Origin of the sequence: Methylobacterium sp. J-088, from assembly GCF_022829295.1 — a bacterium.
Classification (GTDB): Bacteria; Pseudomonadota; Alphaproteobacteria; order Rhizobiales; family Beijerinckiaceae; genus Methylobacterium.
Window position 1 is genome coordinate 74,057 of sequence record NZ_JAKSYH010000153.1, and the last position, 16,957, is coordinate 91,013.

The following is a 16,957-nucleotide window of genomic DNA, read 5'->3' on the forward strand; positions in this document are numbered from 1 at the left end:
CCCGGAATCTTGCGCCTCAATGCCCGCCCGGAGGCGCGGCGTCACCAGCCTCAGCGACAGGGGCGGGCTTTTTTCACGGCGTTTCGTCGGATCGGGCGACGGAATCCGCCGCTTGTCGGCCGGCCAACGCCGCGCGGCGTTGCGCCGGCCCAGAACCCCCGGTTGAATCTCTCGATCCGCCAGACAAGGCGGGCCGGAGGACACCATGGCGGACAAACAAGCGCAGACCGATCCGAACGAGACGTGGCCGGGCCGGGGCTTGGCCCGGCGCCAGCTGGTCGGGGCGCTCACCGCCGGTCTGGCGGTCGCGGCGACGCCGGCCCCCGCGGCGGCCCCGTCGAGCCGACTGGCAACGGAGGAATTCCGCCTGCCCTGGAGCGAGCCGGGCGTCGAGATCTACGTGCGCAACAAGCGTCCGGCCGGGATCGACCGGTTCCCGGGCGACCGGATCCTGCTCTACGTGCACGGCTCCACCTACCCGTCCTCCACAGCCTTCGACCTGCCGCTCGGCGGGATGTCGGCCATGGACTACCTCGCGGGCCTGGGCTTTGACGTCTATTGCGTGGACCTGCCGGGCTATGGCCTGTCCGGGCGCCCGGCCGCCATGGACGTGCCGCCGGCCGACAACCCGCCGCTCATGCGCACTCCCGACGCCGCCAAGGTGGTCGGGCAGGTGGTGGACTTCATCACCAAGCGGCGCAACGTGGAGAAACTCGACCTGATGGGCTGGTCCTGGGGGACCTCCACCATGGGGCTTTACACCAGCACCCACACCGACAAGGTCAACCGGCTCGTCCTCTACGCGCCGCAATGGCTGGCGCGCACGCCCGGCCTGATCGGCGGCGGCGGCCCGGTGGGCGCCTATCGGACCGTCAGCCGGGACAGCGCCCGGGCGCGCTGGTTGACCGGGGTGCCCGAGGACAAGAAGGCCGACCTGATCCCGGCAGGCTGGTTCGACCAATGGGCCGACGCGACCTTCGCGACCGATCCGGTCGGCGCGAAACAATCGCCGCCGGTCCTGCGCGCGCCGAACGGCACGGTCGCCGATAAGGATGCCTACTGGGCGGCCGGCAAGCCGCTCTACGATCCGGGCGAGATCCGCGTGCCGGTGCTGATCATCCACGCCGAGTGGGATGCGGATTTGCCGAGCTATCAGGCGCAGGAATACTTCACCAAGCTCACACACGCCCCCTACAAGCGCTTCGTCGAACTGGGGGAGGGCACCCACACGGTGATGATGGAGAAGAACCGCATGCAGTTTCTCCACGAAGTCGGGGCCTTCCTCACGGAGGCGGACCCGCAGGCGCTGAACTGACGGGCTGGCTCCGCGCCGCCGCCGACGGCGCGGAGCCTTCAGACGAGGCCGAATTCCTCGCGCTTGTGATTGAAGTTCGTCGCATGCATCCCGAGTTGCATCGCCGCGATGTACAATCCGGCATCGGCGGTCAGGATCTCACGATCGGGCGCGCCGCATTGGAGGATCGCGGCATCGGCAATGCCGAGCCGATAATACTCCTTGCGCGCGGTGACAACAGTACTCGCAATATAATATTCGCGGTTGGCCGTGATCAGGCGCGCGTATGTCTCCATGATGGCTTTCCGCTCGGGACCCCTGTGGTGACGCAGCAGGTTGGCCGCCTCGGACACCGTGTTGGGCAGGAGGATCAGCCGAGCGTCACGACCGAGCAGAAACAGAAGGAGATCGAAGTCGTCACGGGTGAACTCGGTTAGGTTCTTGTGCTTCGCGATGATCCCGGCGGAGGTCAGACCGACGGCCAGTAGGACCATCAGCTACGTATCCAGAAGAACGGACCGCGTCATCCCTCGGCCAGTTCACGGATCTTGATCGAGGGCAGCTCGGTCTCGTCGCCGGGGATGCGGACAACCTTGTAGGTTCGCGTCAACGGGCTCGCGCCGGCGAACGCGCCCCAACGCGCCGCATTCTCATCCCCCGGCCGCAGCAAGCCAAATGTTATCAACCACGCATCGTCGCGTTTATCGAACGCCACTTCCTCGAGTCGCAGATCTGAGATCGGCTCATCCGAGAAGACGGCCCTGAGATAATCGCACGCCGTCGCGATAGCTTGTTTCACGTCCACGATCGACTCCGCGTCCATCCGTCCGCCTGTCCCTTAATCTACCCGGCGGACGGTTTGGGGCGCAAATGACTCGCACGGACTGCGCGAGCCTCCTCACTCCGCCGCCTGCCGGGCCTCATACCCCAGCCGCTCGTTCAGCGCCCGGATCAGCTTGACCGCCGCCTCGGCGATCACCGTGCCGGGCGGGAAGATCGCCGCCGCGCCGGCCTCCGTCAGCGCCGCGTAGTCGCCCGGCGGGATGACGCCGCCGATGGCGATCATCACGTCGTCCCGGCCCTGCTCGGTGAGCGCTGCCTTCAATTCCGGCACCAGGGTCAGGTGACCGGCCGCCAGCGACGAGACGCCGACGATGTGGACGTCGTTCTCCACTGCCTGCCGGGCGGCCTCGGCCGGCGTGGCGAAGAGCGGCCCGATATCCACGTCGAAGCCGAGATCGGCGAAGGCCGAGGCGATCACCTTCTGGCCGCGGTCGTGCCCGTCCTGGCCCATCTTGGCGACCAGGATGCGCGGCCGGCGGCCGTCATTCTCCTCGAACGCCTCGACAAGCGCCCGGACTTCCTCGACCACAGGCGACATGCCCCCCACCTCGCGCTTGTAGACGCCAGAGATCGAGCGGATCTCGGCGCGGTGCCGGCCCCAGGCCTTCTCCAAGGCCTCGGAAATCTCGCCCACCGTCGCCTTGGCGCGGGCGGCCTCGACGGCGAGTTCCAGCAGGTTGCCGGCGCCGTCCGCGGCCCGGGTCAGCGCATCGAGCCGGGCCGTGACCGCGGCCTCGTCGCGCTCGGCGCGCAGGCGCTTGAGCTTGTCGATCTGCAGCCGGCGGACATTGCCGTTGTCGACCCGCAGCAGGTCGATGGCCATGTCGTCGTCGGCCCGGAACTTGTTGATGCCGACGATGGTCTGGCGGCCGGAATCGATCCGCGCCTGGGCGCGGGCCGCAGCCTCCTCGATCCGCAGCTTGGGGATGCCGGCCTCGATCGCCTTGGCCATGCCACCGAGCCCGTCGACCTCGCGCATATGCTCCCAGGCCCGGGCGACCATGTCGGCGGTGAGCTTCTCGACGTAGTAGGAGCCGCCCCAGGGATCGACGATCCGGCTGGTGCCGCTCTCCTGCTGCAGGAACAGCTGGGTGTTGCGGGCGATCCGGGCCGAGAAGTCGGTGGGCAGGGCCAGCGCCTCGTCGAGCGCGTTGGTGTGGAGCGACTGGGTGCCGCCCTGCGTCGCCGCCATCGCCTCGATGTTCGTGCGGGTGACGTTGTTGAACACGTCCTGCGCGGTGAGCGACCAGCCGGATGTCTGCGAGTGGGTGCGCAGCGCCAGCGATTTCTCCGATTTGGGATCGAACCCCTTCACGAGCTTCGCCCAGATCAGGCGCGCGGCTCGCATCTTGGCGATCTCCATGAAGAAGTTGGTCGAGATCGCCCAGAAGAACGACAGGCGCGGGGCGAACTGGTCGATCGTCAGCCCGGCCGCCAGCCCCGCCTTGATGTACTCGACGCCGTCGGCCAGCGTGTAGGCCAGCTCCAGGTCGTTCGTCGCCCCGGCCTCCTGCATGTGGTAGCCGGAGATCGAGATCGAGTTGAACTTCGGCATATTTTTCGAGGTATACGCAAAAATATCCGAGATGATCCGCATCGATCCCTTGGGGGGATAGATGTAGGTGTTGCGGACCATGAATTCCTTGAGAATATCGTTCTGGATCGTGCCGGCGAGTTTCTGCGGCGGCACGCCCTGCTCCTCGGCGGCGACGATGTAGAGGGCGAGGATCGGCAGCACCGCGCCGTTCATCGTCATCGACACGGTCATCTCGTCGAGGGGAATCCCTGAGAACAGCGTGCGCATGTCGTAGATCGAGTCGATCGCGACCCCCGCCATGCCGACATCGCCCGAGACGCGGGGATGGTCGGAATCGTAGCCCCGGTGCGTGGCGAGGTCGAAGGCCACCGACAGGCCCTTCTGCCCGGCCGCGAGGTTGCGCCGGTAGAAGGCGTTCGAATCCTCGGCCGTGGAGAAGCCGGCATATTGCCGGATCGTCCAGGGCTGGGTGACGTACATGGTCGGGTAGGGGCCGCGCAGGAACGGTGCGACGCCGGGATAGGTGTCGAGGAACTCGATGCCCGCCCGGTCCTCAGGCCCGTAATGGCCCTTCACCGGGATGCCCTCCGGCGTCATCCAGGGCTCGCCGAGCACAGGCGCCGCGACCGCGAGCGATTCGCCGGCGAGCGGGATGTCGGCGAAGTTCGGGATGCGGGAGGTCATGGCGTTGACTCGTTATGGCGTTTGTCATGCCATTATAGGGACGTGCTCGGAGCGGGCTACTCCCCTCAGGTCGATCCCGCACCGTGCCTCTCGTCCGGATTCAAAAGGTCTCGACCTTTTGCGGGTGCAGGGCAGAGCCCTGCGGCGGCGCGGAGTCCCACAGACATCAGGGCTCCGCCCTGATCACCCGCCAAAGGGCTCACGCCCTTTGGAAACCTGTTTGTCCCTGCGCCCGCTCCGCAGCAGGTAGACCATTGCCCCCGCCAGCGTCAGCGCCATCCCGTACCACGTGAGCGCGTAGACCAAGTGGCTGTTGGGAAAGGCAATCACCGTCAGCCCGCCCACCGGCAGGCCGCCGGGATTGGGCGTCGCGTCGGCATCCACGAAGTAGGGGGCGACATCAGAGAGTCCCCGGGCCGCTGCGATGGACGCGACGTCGCGGGAATACCAGCGGTCGTCCTTCGGAGCGTTGGAGCGCAGGAACGCGCCCTTCGGCTCGGTCACCCGCAAAAGACCGGTCACCGTGGTCTCGCCCGCCACCTGCCCGGCCGCCCGGGTCGCCGGATCCCGGCGGTCGCCGGGCACGAAGCCGCGATTGATCAGCACGCGGCTGCCGTCGGAGCGGCGCAGCGGCGTCACGACCCAGAAGCCGCCGCCGCGCTCGGTCACCGCCTGAACCAGGGTCTCGCGATCGTGCAGGAAGGTGCCCGAGACCGTGACGTGCCGGTAGGCGTCGTCGGGGCCGATCCGCGGCCATTCGGCGGGACCGGGGGCCGGCATCGCCGGCGCGTGGACCCGGGCATCCACCCGGGCGATCAGGTCGAGCTTCCAGGCCCGGCGCTGAACCTGCCAGGTGCCCAGCCCGACGAGCACCACGAATACGAGCGCCGCGGCGGCCCCGAACACGATGCGTCGCCCCAACGACAACGGGGCCGGGGAGGGGTCCGCACCGGAGCCCCCCGCCGACCCCGACGGGTCCACTGTCGCGCGCCCGCTCAGCGGGCGTTGTTCATGACGTCGTGGGCGTCCATCGGCATCATGTTGTGATTGAGGTGGTACATCACCCACACCGAGCCAGCCAGCATGATCACCACCACCATGATGGTGAAGATCAGCGCCAGAAAGGTCCAGCCGCCCTCCGACTTCGTGTTCATGTGCAGGAAGTAGACAACGTGCACGACCATCTGGACGCCGCCCAGCGCCAGGATCACCAAGGTAGTGACGAGGCTGTTGTCGAGCACATTGCCCATCACCAGCCAGAACGGGATCACCGTCAGGATCACCGACAGGACGAAGCCGGTCATGTAGCTCTGGACGGTCCCGTGCCCGCCCGAGCTGTGGGCGTGGGAATCGTGCGTGTCCTGACCGTGACCGGTGAGGTGGCGTGCGTCGGCGCTCATTCGAGCACTCCCATCAGGTAGACGACGGTGAAGACGCCGATCCAGATAAGGTCAAGGAAGTGCCAGAACATCGACAGGCACATCAGCCGCCGCTTGTTCTCGACGATCAAGCCGCGCTTGCCGACCTGCACCATCAGCACGATCAGCCACAGGATGCCCATGGAGACGTGCAGGCCGTGGGTCGACACCAGGGTGTAGAACGATGACAGGAACGCGCTGCGCCAGGGCGGCGCGCCCTCGTGGAACAGGTGGACGAACTCCCGGATCTCCAGCGCCACGAAGGCTGCGCCGAACAGGCCGGTGACGGCGAGCCAGATCTGCGTCTGCTTCACCCGGTCCCGGTCCATCTCCAGCATGGCGAAGCCGTAGGTGATGGACGAGAACAGCAGCATGGCGGTGTTCACCGCGATGCCCGGCAGGTCGAACAGCTCCTTCGGGGTGGGGCCGGCCGCGTAGCTGCGCCCGAGCACCCCGTAGGTCGCGAACAGGGTCGCGAAGATGAGGCAGTCACTCATCAAGTAGAGCCAGAACCCGAGCATGGTCGAGCCCTCGGAATGATGGCCCTCCTCGTCGGTCTGGTAGAACACCGGCGCCGCGGCGCCGGGGGGTGCAGTCTCCGCGTGCATCATGGGATCACGCCATCTCCAGCTCACGCGTCCGCTGACCTTCCGTCCGGCTGACGGTGTCGGCGGGGATGTAGTAGTCGCGGTTGTAATTGAAGGTGTGGGCAATCGCGACGACGAAGATCGCCACGAAGCTGAGCGCCGCCAGCCACCAGACGTACCAGATCATCGCGATGCCGAAGACGAAGTTCAGACCCGCCAGAATCGCGCCGGCCGCGGTGTTCTTGGGCATGTGGATCGGCTTGTAGCCCGTCATCGGGCGGGCGAAGCCGCGGTTCTTCATGTCCCACCACGCGTCCGAATCGTGGACGACGGGCGTGAACGCGAAGTTGTAGTCCGGCGGCGGCGAGGAGGTGGACCACTCAAGTGTCCGGCCGCCCCACGGATCGCCCGTCAGGTCTCGCAGCTTGTCGCGGTTGCGGATCGAGACCACGAACATCACGACCTGCGAGGCGATACCGCACGCGATCAGCACCGCGCCGATGGCGGCGATCACGAACCAGATCTGCAGCGACGGGTCGTCGAAGTGCTGCATGCGCCGGGTCACGCCCATCAGGCCGAGCACGTAGAGCGGCATGAAGGCGACGTAGAACCCGGTCACCCAGAACACGAGGGCGACCTTGCCCCAGAACTCGTCGAGCTTGAACCCGAAGGCCTTGGGGAACCAGAAGGTCACGCCGGCGAACATGCCGAACAGCACGCCACCGATGATCACGTTGTGGAAGTGCGCGATCAGGAACAGCGAGTTGTGCAGCACGAAGTCGGCCGGGGGCACCGCCAGCAGCACGCCGGTCATGCCGCCGATCACGAAGGTGACGATGAACGCCACCACCCAGAGCATCGGCACCTCGAACCGGATCCGGCCGCGGTACATCGTGAACATCCAGTTGAAGATTTTCGCCCCGGTCGGGATCGAGATGATCATGGTCGTGATCCCGAAGAACGAGTTCACGTCCGCACCCGAGCCCATCGTGAAGAAGTGGTGCAGCCACACGAGGTAGGCGAGGATGGTGATCACCACCAGCGCGTAGACCATCGAGGTGTAGCCGAACAGACGCTTGCCGCAGAAGGTCGAGGTGATCTCCGAGAAGATCCCGAACGCCGGCAGGATCAGGATGTAGACCTCCGGGTGGCCCCAGATCCAGATCAGGTTGAAGTACAGCATGGCGTTGCCGCCAAGGTCGTTCGTGAAGAAGTGCGTGCCGACGTAGCGATCGAGCGACAGCATCGCGAGAACGGCCGTGAGGATCGGGAAGGCGGCCACGATCAGAATGTTGGTGCACAGCGACGACCAGACGAAGATCGGCAGCTTCATCATGGTCATGCCGGGCGCCCGCATCTTCACGATGGTGGCGATCAGGTTGATGCCCGACAGCAAGGTCCCGATACCGGCGATCTGCAGCGCCCAGATGTAGTAGTCGACGCCGACGCCGGGGCTCATCGCCGCCCCGGAGAGCGGCGGATAAGCGAGCCACGTGGCGCGGGAGAACTCACCCACGAACAGCGAGACCATTACCAGCATGCCGCCGGCGACCGTCATCCAGAAGCTGAAGTTGTTGAGGAACGGGAAGGCGACGTCGCGGGCGCCGATCTGCAACGGCACGGCGAAGTTCATCATCCCGGTGACGAACGGCATCGCCACGAAGAAGATCATGATCATGCCGTGGGCGGTAAAGATCTGGTCGTAATGGTGCGGCGGCAGGAAGCCCTGCTCGTCACCGAACGCCACCGCCTGCTGCGAGCGCATCAGCATCGCGTCGGCAAAGCCGCGCAGCAGCATGACCGCCGCGAAGATGCAGTACATGATGCCGATCTTCTTGTGGTCGATCGACGTGATCCAGTCACGCCACATCGGTCCCCAGAAGCGGTAGTAGGTGATGACGCCGAGCACGGCGAGGCCGACCACGGCGACGCCCGCGAACGTCGCCTGCAGAATCGGCTCGTGATAGGGGATCTGCTCGATCGTAAATCGTCCGAAGAGCAGTTGCTGTAGATCGAGGTTTGCGAACATGGGATCGGCCCGTTCAGTGGGTTCGACGGCGACCGCCGGTCTCGTGTGTGGGGTCCGCTCGCGACGGGAGCGGCATCTTCGGTTCGAGTTGCATCACGGGTTCAGTCGAATCATTGGTTGAGCTGCTTGGGGGCGATCTGTCCGCCCTCGCTCTGGCCCTCGCCGGAGCCTTTGCCCTGGCTGTCGGGCGCCTTCTGTCCCCGGACATCGGGGTTGCCCATGTCGGGCCGCGGCTTCATGCCCTGAGGCTGCGTCTGGCCGTGCGGGCCGGTCTCGGAGGCCGGCGCCGTCGCACCCGGCGCCTCGACACCGCGCTCGGCTAAGCGGTTATCGTATTGCAGCCGCTTGTAGTTGGCCTCGGCCTCCTCGCCGGACGCGCCACCCCTGGCGTCGATCTTGGTCATCTCGCCGACGCACATCTGATCGGGCCGGGGGCACATGCCGATGATCCGGTCGTAGAGGCCCTTCATGTAGGACTTGTAGTAGCGCGCCGGCTCGGCCTCGCTCGGCTCCTCAAGCTTCAGATAGGCCTCCTGGGTCAGCTCGCCGCCCTTGGCCTTGGTCTGGGCGACCCACTGGTCGAAGCCGTCGTTGGTCTTGCCGTGGAACTTGAAGAACATGTTGGAGAAGCCGGCGCCACTGTAATGGGCCGAACGGCCCTCCCAGGCGCCCTCGCGGTTGATCACCGCGTGGAGCTGGGTCTGCATCCCCGGCATCGCGTAGACCATGCCGGCGAGCGTCGGCACGTAGAACGTGTTCATCACGTCGGTGGCGGTGATCTTGAAGCGGATCGGCCGATCGACCGGCGCCGCGACCTCGTTGACCGTGGCGATCCCGTATTGCGGGTAGAGGAACAGCCACTTCCAATCCATCGCCACAGCCTCGATCTCCAGCGGCTGCGTGCCCGCCGGGACGTCGCGCTTGGCGTCGAGCTTGCTCAGCGGCCGGAACGGATCGAGGGTGTGGGTCCCGATCCAGGTGAGCGCGCCCAGCGCGATGATGATCATCAGCGGCGCCGTCCAGATCAGCACCTCGAGCTGGGTCGAGTGGTGCCATTCGGGATCGTAGACCGCATCCTCGTTGGTAGCGCGGTAGCGCCACGCGAAGATCAGTGTGAAGGCGATCACCGGTACGATGATCAGGAGCATCAGCCCGGTGGCAGCCAGCACGAGGTTGCGCTGCTGCTCGGCCACGTAGCCGGCCGGGTGCAGGACGACCATGTTGCAGCCGCCCAGAAGGGTCAGGAGAGGTAGGGCAAGGAGCGGCAGGAGGAGCCGCCCACGGCCGATCCGGGCTCGCACGATGTCGATCCTGTCCGCTCGATGGGTCGTAGAGGTCACAGCACGCGTCTCGTTATCCCATGCCGCTTGCGCGGCGCTTCTGCCAAGCCGCTCACGCGGCGCGTCCCATATGCCGCTCACGCGGCGCTCCAGCCGTACCGCGCGAGGCGGCATTCCTGTCAGCCATCGGGGCCGCGCGGCCGGAGCCGCGGGGCCGGACCGGCTACATCTGGCGCATTTCCGAGCGATCGAAGAACAGCGCCACGAGGCTGCAGACCGCCCCCGAGAGGAGGTAGACCCCGATCATCGCCAGCCCGTAGCGCTGCGACAGGAACAGCGCCACGAGCGGCGCGAAGCCCGCACCGAGCAGCCACGCGAAGTCCGAGGTCAGCGCGGCACCGGTGTAGCGGTAGTGATTGCCGAGGCGGGCGCTCACCGCACCCGCGGTCTGGCCATAGGCCAGGCCGAGCAGCATGAAGCCGATTGTGACGTAGATCGTCTGGCCGATGGCGCTCTCACCGAACAGGAGCGGCGCGATGATGCTGCCGAGGGCGAAGAAGCCGATCAGCGAGCTGCTCATGATCAGGCTGTTGCGGCGGCCGATCTGGTCCGCGATCAACCCGGAAGCGGCAACCGCGCCGGCGCACACGATGGCCCCGGAGAACTGCACGATCAGGAACTCGCCCGGCGAGCGGGTATTTGTGTTCATCAGCGCCAGCCACGCGATCGGGAAGATCGTCACCAAGTGGAACAGCGCGAAGGCAGCCAGCGGCACGAAGGCGCCGCGGACCACGTCGCCCGCATGGTGCCGGAACAGCTCCAGCGCCGGGACCGGGCGCAGCCGGTCGAGGTCCATCATCCGGGCGAATTCGTCGGTCGCCACGAGGCGCAGCCGGGCGAACAGGGCGACCACGTTGATCGTGAAGGCGCAGTAGAACGGGAAGCGCCAGCCCCAGTCGATGAAGTCGGCCTCGTCGAGGTTGACCAGGAAGAACGCGAACAGGGCGCTCGCCACCATGAAGCCGAGCGGCGCGCCGAGTTGCGGGATCATCGCGTACCAGCCGCGGCGCTCGCGCGGCGCGTTCATCGCGAGCAGCGAGGCCAATCCGTCCCAGGCACCGCCCAGCGCGAGGCCCTGCAGGATCCGCAGACCGGCGAGGATGTAGACCGCCGAGATCCCGATGCTGTCGTAGCGCGGCAGGAAGCTCACCGCGGCCGTCGAGCCGCCGAGCAGGAACAGGGCCGTGGTCAGCTTCACGCTGCGGCCGTGGCGCCGGTCGATCGCCATGAACAGCACGGTGCCGATCGGGCGGGCGATGAAGGCGAGGGCGAAGATCGCGAAGGCGTAGAGCGTGCCCTTGAGCGGATCGACGAAGGGGAAGAACACCTTCGGGAAGACCAGCACGCAGGCGATGCCGAACACGAAGAAGTCAAAGTATTCCGACGCGCGGCCGATCACCACGCCGATGGCGATCTCGTTCGGGTGGACCTTGTGGTCACCCATTGCCTGCTGGGCGTCGCGCTCGAGGCCCGTGACCGTCGGGGAATTCGCACTCATCTCTGATTGTCACCCTCGCCGCGCGCTCGTTTGAGCGCCATGGCCGGAACCGCCTCTTGCGGCATGTCCAGAGGTATCGCAACCGGCTTCGGACGCAAGTTCACCCACTGACGCATGCATGGCACCGTGCGCGCCCATCGAGTCGGGGCGGCCGCTTAGACGCGGTAGTGCGCGGAATTCCGTGACAGGTTGATGTTGTAGTACGGGTCGGCGCGCAGCTCCGGGCCCCAGCGGTCGAGCATGGTGAGCACCTCGCCCTCGAACCGCTTCTGCTTCTCGGGCGTGTCTTCGGCCCCGCGGCTCTTCGACTCGTGGTGAATCAAACGGGCGAAGGGCGTCCAGACGATCCGGTAGCCGGCCCGGCGGATCTTCAGGCAGAGGTCGACGTCGTTGAAGGCGACCTTCAGGGCGGCTGAGTCGAAGCCGCCGACCTGCCTGAACACGTCGGCCCGCATGGCGAGACAGGCCCCCGTCACGGCCGAGACCTCGTGGGCGATCACCATGCGGCAGAAGTAGCCCGGATCCGCGTCCGGCACGCCGAGATGGCTGTGACCGGCCACGCCCCCGATCCCCAGCACGATGCCGCCGTGCTGGATGGTCCGGTCCGGATAGAGGAGCTTCGCCCCGACCGCGCCGATCTCCGGCCGGACCGCGTGGCGGACCATCTCGGTGAGCCAGTCCGGCTCCAGCACCTCGATGTCATTGTTGAGGAACAGCAGCACCGGCCCGGTCGCGGCCGCCGCACCCCGGTTGGAGAGATCGGAGAAATTGAACGCCCCCGGCACCGGTACGACGCGCACCCGCGGATCGTCGCGGTAGCGGGCGAACAGGGAAGCGGTCTCGGGCTCGCGGCTGTCGTTGTCGAGGATGATCACCTCGATGTCGGGGTAATCGGTCGCGGTCAGCAATCCGTCGAGGGTCGCCGACAGGATCTCGGCGCGGTCCCGGGTCGGGATGATCGCCGAGACCCGAGGCGGCGGCGCCGGCAGGGGCCGGATCAGACGGTTGAAGCCGCCGGGCCCGCGCTCGACCCGCCCGCCGAAGGGCGCCACGACCTCTTCGAGGGCGCGCAGGCGCGCGGCCTCGGCCCGGGCGAGCGACCGGTCCGAGAAGGTGCCGGACCCTTGCGCGGCGCGCCAATGGTAGAGCACCCGCGGGATGTGGCGGATGCGGGCGGGGTCGAGGCCGTCGGTCAGCCGGAGCAACAGGTCGTGGTCCTGGCTGCCCTCGAAGCCGGGGCGCAGGCCGCCGACGGCGCGCAAGGCTTCGGTCTGCACCACCGTAAGATGGTTGATGTAGTTCTGCGCGTAGAGCAGCTCGCGGTCGAAGCCCGCCTTGAAATGCGGGTCGAAGCGGCGGCCGCGCCCATCGATCTTGTCCTCGTCGCTGTAGATCAACACGAGGTCCGGGTCGCGACGCAACGCCCGGGCAACCTCGTAGAACGCGTCCACGGTGAGCACGTCGTCGTGGTCCATGAAGGCGCAGACCACGCCCCGGGCGAGGCCCAGCGCGTCGTTGGTCGCCCGGGCGATGTGGCCGTTCTCGGCCCGGGTCAGGACGCGGATGCGGGGGTCGGTCTCGGCCGCCCGGGCCAGGATTTTTGGGATCGCGGGGCGCGTCGAGGCATCGTCGACGACGCAGAGTTCCCAGTGCGGGTAGAGCTGCGCGGCGAGCGAGGCGAGGGCGGCCCTGAGCACCTTCGGATCGGGGTCGTGGACCGGCATCAGCACGGAGATCAGCGGCGGGTCGGCCCAGGCGGCGATCTCGGAGGCGATCCCGTCACGCTCGGGCCGGCGCAGGGTGTGGGTGCCGAGCCACGCCTCGTAGCCGGTCACCCGCCGGTGGCGCAGGGCCCGGCCGAGGAAGCCCCGGGCCCGGACCTTCTTGCCGAGAACGCGCCAGTACAGGGCCTGCACGGTCAGGCCCGGCTCGCGCAGGAGGCCTCGCCCGGCCAGGATCGGCCGGGCGAGGCGGCGCAGGGCGATCCGGCGCAGCCGGGCCGGCACCCGTCCTGACGGGTCGGCGACGCGGAGTTCGACGACGTCCTCGGGCAGGCGGCCGATCCACGCGAAGGCGCCCCCGCCCCGCGCCTCCTGCGGCAGGAGCGAGCCCGGGCGCCCGTCAGCACCGACGAAGCTGATATCCGGGACGGTGTCGCGGCCCTCGGCCGGATCGTTCGCCAGGATGATCTCGACCCAGCGTCCCGCGAGCCCCGGCAGCGCCACGCGCAAGCCGTCCGCCGCCACCCGCGCCGACAGGGGGCGGGGCTTACGTCCGAATCCCGTGATCTGCGCGGGCGGCAGACGCGAGGTGGGCAGCTCGGGGCCCGATGCGGAGGCCATCAGCGCTGACTCTCGTCGGCGGCAGCGACGATCCCGGCCCCCGCGGATCCGAGTTCGCGGGTCGAATCACCCCGATCGTGGTCGAAGATGCAGTTCATGTCTCGAAGCATGAGGCGGCGGGCCGGCGCCCTGCGGCGCGGCCGGATGCCGGGCGGCAGGCCCATAGCGCATTTTGCCGAGCCCGTGCACCTCGCACGGACCGGCCGTGCGCAGCGTCTTCCAAAAGACAGGTTCCGCTTGCGCCCCAGCCGGGCAGGGGCTATAGGCCCCGCCCACCGGAGCCCACACGGCTCCGGCCCGGGCGCGTCGCTCAGCGGGAGGGCACTCCCTTGACAGGGGTGTCGGCACTCCTCATGAGCAGCCGAGAAGTCCGGGCTTTCTCGATGGCTTCCAGGTTCGGTGAATCTGATCGCGGTCGGTAAGGAGACGTAGCACAGCGGTAGTGCATTCCCTTGACATGGGAAAGGTCACAGGTTCGATCCCTGTCGTCTCCACCATTCGCCAGACGGTCATCCGGCCGCGGCGCATTGGTCTCAGGCTCGGCGAGCCTGACACGGGTTCAACGAGCCGCAGCTGAAGGTTCGTAGGGCCGTCATGACCGGCGAGCGCAGGCACTGGTTCTACGATAGCCGATTGCTCGTCTGCGCCTTCTGCCTGCTGCTGTTCGTCGCGATCTTCTGGCAGGTCAGCCGGTTCGAGGGCTTCCAGCCGATCTTCACCTGCGAATCCAAGAACGACATCGATCGCCTACTGCTGACGACCGGGATGGATGCCTGCATGGGCAACGCCCATTCGCAGGACGACAAGGAGCGCTGCATGCGCACCGTCTATGTCCTCGCCTGCATGAAGGAGCGGTGGCGCTGACGGGCTCCGGGGCGGCCACCGCGCTGACCGGCCCGATCCACGCCGACCGCTGCCTGCGCCCCGAGATCGTCGTCCCGCCGGTCGCCCTCGACATCATGATCCCTGTCCGGCCGCTGATGCACATCTCCGGGGATGAACTCGCGGCGTCGTGCGGAAACCCTGCGCAGGATCACGAGGATCACGTACGCGCCAACATTCGCGCGGGCTCGCCCCTGTTTTAACCCTTCGTTAACCATTTTTACCAGTTTAGTTGGATCAGATCCGGCCGGTAGGGAGCATAAGGTCCGTGAGCGAGCTGCAGAGGCTTCTGAACGACCCGCGCTTCCGGCCCGCGGAGAGACTCAAGCAGGAACTCGGCGCCGCGGCCGAAGCCGGCCTCGGCAGCGTGCTGCGGGTCGTCTCGTCGATGCCGGATCCGGTCGAACTCCCGACGCCGACGAATCCGGCGCCGCAGGAGTGGGACGGTCTGATCCACAGGGTCCAGGCCGCCGCCCGACAGGCGCGCGTGGTCGAGGCGCAGGCCCGGGAGCGGGAGGAGCGCATCGAGCACGTGCTGGAGCGGGTCCGGGAGGACATCAACGCCTCCAACGAGCGGGCCCGCATCGCGGAGATGCAGGCCCGCGACGTCCAGGTGCGCGCCGAAGCGCAGGTCATCGCCGCCGAAGAGCGCGCCAAAGCGGCCGAGGCCCGTGCCCGCGCGGCCGAGGAGCGGGCACGGCACGCCGAGGAATGGCTCGGGCGCGTCCAGGAAGCGATCCTGTCCGAATTCTCCGATATGACCGACCAGGCCGCGGCATGAGCGGCGCGGCGTTCGCGGCGCGCGCCCCGGCCGCCTTCGGAGCCGCTGACGGCCGGAGCGATCCGATCGACCGGGTGGTGGCTTTGTTCTCCGGGCCGATTCCGGCCGCGGAGTCGGCCTCTGAGCCCGACGACTGGTCGGCCTCCCTGACGGCCGTGCGCGGCCTCGCGACTCGGGTGCGCAACCTTCAGACGAACGCTCGGGATTCGATGCGGGAGGCCCAGCGCTCGGTTCGGGAAGCGGACGCGACCGCGCGCGCCGCCGAGGATCGGGCGCTCCATGCCGAATCCCTGCTGCGCGAGGCTGTGGCCCGGGCGGAGCGCGCCGAGGCTCAGGTGCGCGCGGCGGCCGAGCGGGTCGAGCGGGCGGAGGCCCAGACCGCCGAGGCGCGGGCGTGGCTGCGGCGCATGCACGAATGCATGGTCAGCGAGTTCGGCGCCCTGACCCAGGAACCGGCCCTGGCCTGACTCGGCCGGGGCCTTACGCGAGCGCCGGAGCGGCTGCGACGTCAACCGCATGCAGCGTCCAGGCGAAGGGATCACCGGGGCTGTAATACACCGCGATCTCGAGCTGCAGGATCCGGATGCAGGCCTCGGACAGGTCCGGCAGCAGGTCGCGGCCCTGGCCGTCGAGGACGGACGTGAGCGCGGGGAGCGGCCGGCCCTCCCGGTAGGTGACGAGCACCTGCGCCTCGGCATACGGGTCGAGCGGATCGATGCAGTAACGCGCCGTCATCCGAGCCCTCCTCACGCCAGCCGCGAGGGCCGCCGGTAATACGGCTCTGTAACAGGCTGATGAAGCCGGCCGCCCGGGGCACGGGATGGACCGCCGCCGGGCGGGGTTGTCCCGCATCCCGCGGGCCCGGCCTCCGCAATGCGATCGATCTCCTTAAGGCCGTGCATACGCCTGCCGGGACAAGGTGGCCGGATCGGTTCGCACTCTGCCGGCAGGATCGCCTTGACGCTCAGCATCGTCCTCAGCACGGCGCTTCCGCTTCTCACGGGGGTGATGGCGCTGCTCTGGGCCGGATGGGTCGCCCCGGAGCGGGAGACGCTGCCCGACCTGTCCGGCCCCCGCGATCCCCGGACCTGGTGAGGGCGGCCGGAGCCGTTAAGGTCATCTTTACCCTGCCGCCACCCTGCCGCGCGGGGGCGAAACCCTCCGGGGGCGCGGCCGGTTTTGAGGCATGACTCAGTTCACGCTCGTGGCTCCGGCTCAGCCGCTGCCCGCCGGACACGCGCGGAAACGCGCCGCGGCCCATCGGTCGGGGCGCCGGAGCGCCACACTCGAGCGGCGCGCCCGCGAACTCGATCGGCCGGTCGAGGCCTTCTTCACCGATGCGGTCGCAGACACGCAATCCCCGGGCGCGGAATCCCTGGACGCGGATGCCGGCGAGCTCCTGGCCCTGGTGCGCCACTGGCTGGCGATCGACGATGGCCAGGCGCGCCGCCGCGTCCTCAGCCTCGCCCGCCAGGAGGCCGAGCGGTCCGGCTTCCGGGCCTGCGCCTGAGCGCGGGCATCGTCCCGAAGGGTGGTCTCCGGCTTTCGGACTATGATGATGCGAAACCCGCCGCGCGCTATGATCTAGTGGTGCGAGTCTAACACTTGGTGCCCGCGCTTTGCGGCCTGGATGATGCGATCCGGGTCGGCGGTCCAGACGAAGGGCTTCGGATTGCCGTTACTCTCGGCGATGAAGCGTTTGATGGCGGCCTGCACCTCGAT

18 protein-coding genes, 1 tRNA gene and 1 pseudogene are annotated in these 16,957 nt (G+C 67.9%); 8 read left to right on the forward strand and 12 right to left on the reverse strand.

What is annotated here, in order from left to right:
* Positions 1-205: 205 nt before the first annotated feature.
* Positions 206-1,315, forward strand: a complete 1,110-nt coding sequence (locus MKK63_RS17265) for an alpha/beta hydrolase (RefSeq protein ID WP_244003894.1) — start codon at positions 206-208, stop codon at positions 1,313-1,315.
* Positions 1,316-1,353: 38 nt separating this feature from the next.
* Here MKK63_RS17265 and MKK63_RS17270 read toward each other — a convergent pair whose 3' ends face one another.
* From MKK63_RS17270 to MKK63_RS17315, 10 genes are all read right to left on the reverse strand, one after another.
* Positions 1,354-1,788, reverse strand: coding sequence for a hypothetical protein (locus tag MKK63_RS17270; RefSeq protein WP_244003896.1), 435 nt, complete (start codon positions 1,786-1,788; stop codon positions 1,354-1,356).
* 29 nt (positions 1,789-1,817) lie between these two features.
* Positions 1,818-2,117: a hypothetical protein gene (locus tag MKK63_RS17275; RefSeq protein WP_244003898.1), complete on the reverse strand. Its 300-nt coding sequence runs from the start codon at positions 2,115-2,117 to the stop codon at positions 1,818-1,820.
* Between the two features lie 75 nt (positions 2,118-2,192).
* Positions 2,193-4,358, reverse strand: a complete 2,166-nt coding sequence (scpA, locus tag MKK63_RS17280; RefSeq protein ID WP_244003900.1) for a methylmalonyl-CoA mutase — start codon at positions 4,356-4,358, stop codon at positions 2,193-2,195.
* A 183-nt stretch (positions 4,359-4,541) separates the two neighbouring features.
* On the reverse strand, positions 4,542-5,279 hold the full coding sequence (locus MKK63_RS17285; protein ID WP_244003902.1) for an SURF1 family protein: 738 nt from the start codon (positions 5,277-5,279) through the stop codon (positions 4,542-4,544).
* Between the two features lie 74 nt (positions 5,280-5,353).
* Complete coding sequence (gene cyoD / locus MKK63_RS17290) at positions 5,354-5,758, reverse strand: cytochrome o ubiquinol oxidase subunit IV (RefSeq protein ID WP_244003904.1); 405 nt, start codon at positions 5,756-5,758, stop codon at positions 5,354-5,356.
* Positions 5,755-6,387 carry a cytochrome o ubiquinol oxidase subunit III gene (cyoC, locus tag MKK63_RS17295; protein ID WP_243922258.1) on the reverse strand — a complete coding sequence of 211 codons (633 nt, stop codon included), beginning with the start codon at positions 6,385-6,387 and terminating at the stop codon, positions 5,755-5,757. The genes cyoD and cyoC overlap by 4 nt, the downstream gene beginning before the upstream one ends.
* Positions 6,388-6,391: 4 nt before the next feature.
* Positions 6,392-8,392, reverse strand: coding sequence for a cytochrome o ubiquinol oxidase subunit I (cyoB, locus tag MKK63_RS17300; RefSeq protein ID WP_244003906.1), 2,001 nt, complete (start codon positions 8,390-8,392; stop codon positions 6,392-6,394).
* A gap of 110 nt (positions 8,393-8,502) precedes the next feature.
* Positions 8,503-9,693, reverse strand: coding sequence for a ubiquinol oxidase subunit II (cyoA, locus tag MKK63_RS17305; protein ID WP_244003908.1), 1,191 nt, complete (start codon positions 9,691-9,693; stop codon positions 8,503-8,505).
* Between the two features lie 202 nt (positions 9,694-9,895).
* A complete protein-coding gene (locus MKK63_RS17310; RefSeq protein WP_243922265.1) occupies positions 9,896-11,230 on the reverse strand; it encodes an MFS transporter in 1,335 nt (444 codons plus the stop codon).
* A 155-nt stretch (positions 11,231-11,385) separates the two neighbouring features.
* Positions 11,386-13,572, reverse strand: coding sequence for a glycosyltransferase family 2 protein (locus MKK63_RS17315; protein WP_244003910.1), 2,187 nt, complete (start codon positions 13,570-13,572; stop codon positions 11,386-11,388).
* A 422-nt stretch (positions 13,573-13,994) separates the two neighbouring features.
* On the opposite strand from MKK63_RS17315, the gene MKK63_RS17320 reads away from it, so the two are divergent.
* The 5 genes from MKK63_RS17320 (at position 13,995) to MKK63_RS17340 (ending at position 15,702) form a co-directional block, all read left to right on the forward strand.
* Positions 13,995-14,069 (forward strand) — tRNA-Val (locus MKK63_RS17320).
* A gap of 97 nt (positions 14,070-14,166) precedes the next feature.
* The gene (locus MKK63_RS17325) at positions 14,167-14,436 is read left to right on the forward strand and encodes a hypothetical protein (protein WP_244003912.1); all 270 of its coding nucleotides are present in this window, start codon (positions 14,167-14,169) and stop codon (positions 14,434-14,436) included.
* Positions 14,427-14,657: a hypothetical protein gene (locus MKK63_RS17330; RefSeq protein ID WP_244003914.1), complete on the forward strand. Its 231-nt coding sequence runs from the start codon at positions 14,427-14,429 to the stop codon at positions 14,655-14,657. The genes MKK63_RS17325 and MKK63_RS17330 overlap by 10 nt, the downstream gene beginning before the upstream one ends.
* A 65-nt stretch (positions 14,658-14,722) precedes the next feature.
* Positions 14,723-15,235, forward strand: coding sequence for a hypothetical protein (locus MKK63_RS17335; RefSeq protein ID WP_244003916.1), 513 nt, complete (start codon positions 14,723-14,725; stop codon positions 15,233-15,235).
* Entirely contained in the window at positions 15,232-15,702 is a 471-nt protein-coding gene (locus MKK63_RS17340; protein WP_244003918.1) for a hypothetical protein, read from the forward strand. Before MKK63_RS17335 ends, MKK63_RS17340 begins: the two co-directional genes overlap by 4 nt.
* Before the next feature lie 13 nt (positions 15,703-15,715).
* On the opposite strand, the gene MKK63_RS17345 is transcribed toward MKK63_RS17340, so the two are convergent.
* Positions 15,716-15,970: a hypothetical protein gene (locus tag MKK63_RS17345; RefSeq protein ID WP_244003920.1), complete on the reverse strand. Its 255-nt coding sequence runs from the start codon at positions 15,968-15,970 to the stop codon at positions 15,716-15,718.
* Between the two features lie 222 nt (positions 15,971-16,192).
* Here MKK63_RS17345 and MKK63_RS17350 point away from each other — a divergent pair, with 222 nt between their 5' ends.
* Together MKK63_RS17350 and MKK63_RS17355 are read left to right on the forward strand one after the other, a co-directional pair.
* On the forward strand, positions 16,193-16,330 hold the full coding sequence (locus MKK63_RS17350) for a hypothetical protein (RefSeq protein WP_244003922.1): 138 nt from the start codon (positions 16,193-16,195) through the stop codon (positions 16,328-16,330).
* Between the two features lie 91 nt (positions 16,331-16,421).
* Complete coding sequence (locus MKK63_RS17355; protein ID WP_244003924.1) at positions 16,422-16,745, forward strand: hypothetical protein; 324 nt, start codon at positions 16,422-16,424, stop codon at positions 16,743-16,745.
* Positions 16,746-16,819: 74 nt separating this feature from the next.
* Here MKK63_RS17355 and MKK63_RS17360 read toward each other — a convergent pair.
* A pseudogene (locus MKK63_RS17360) lies at positions 16,820-16,957 on the reverse strand (IS630 family transposase); the annotation flags it as partial.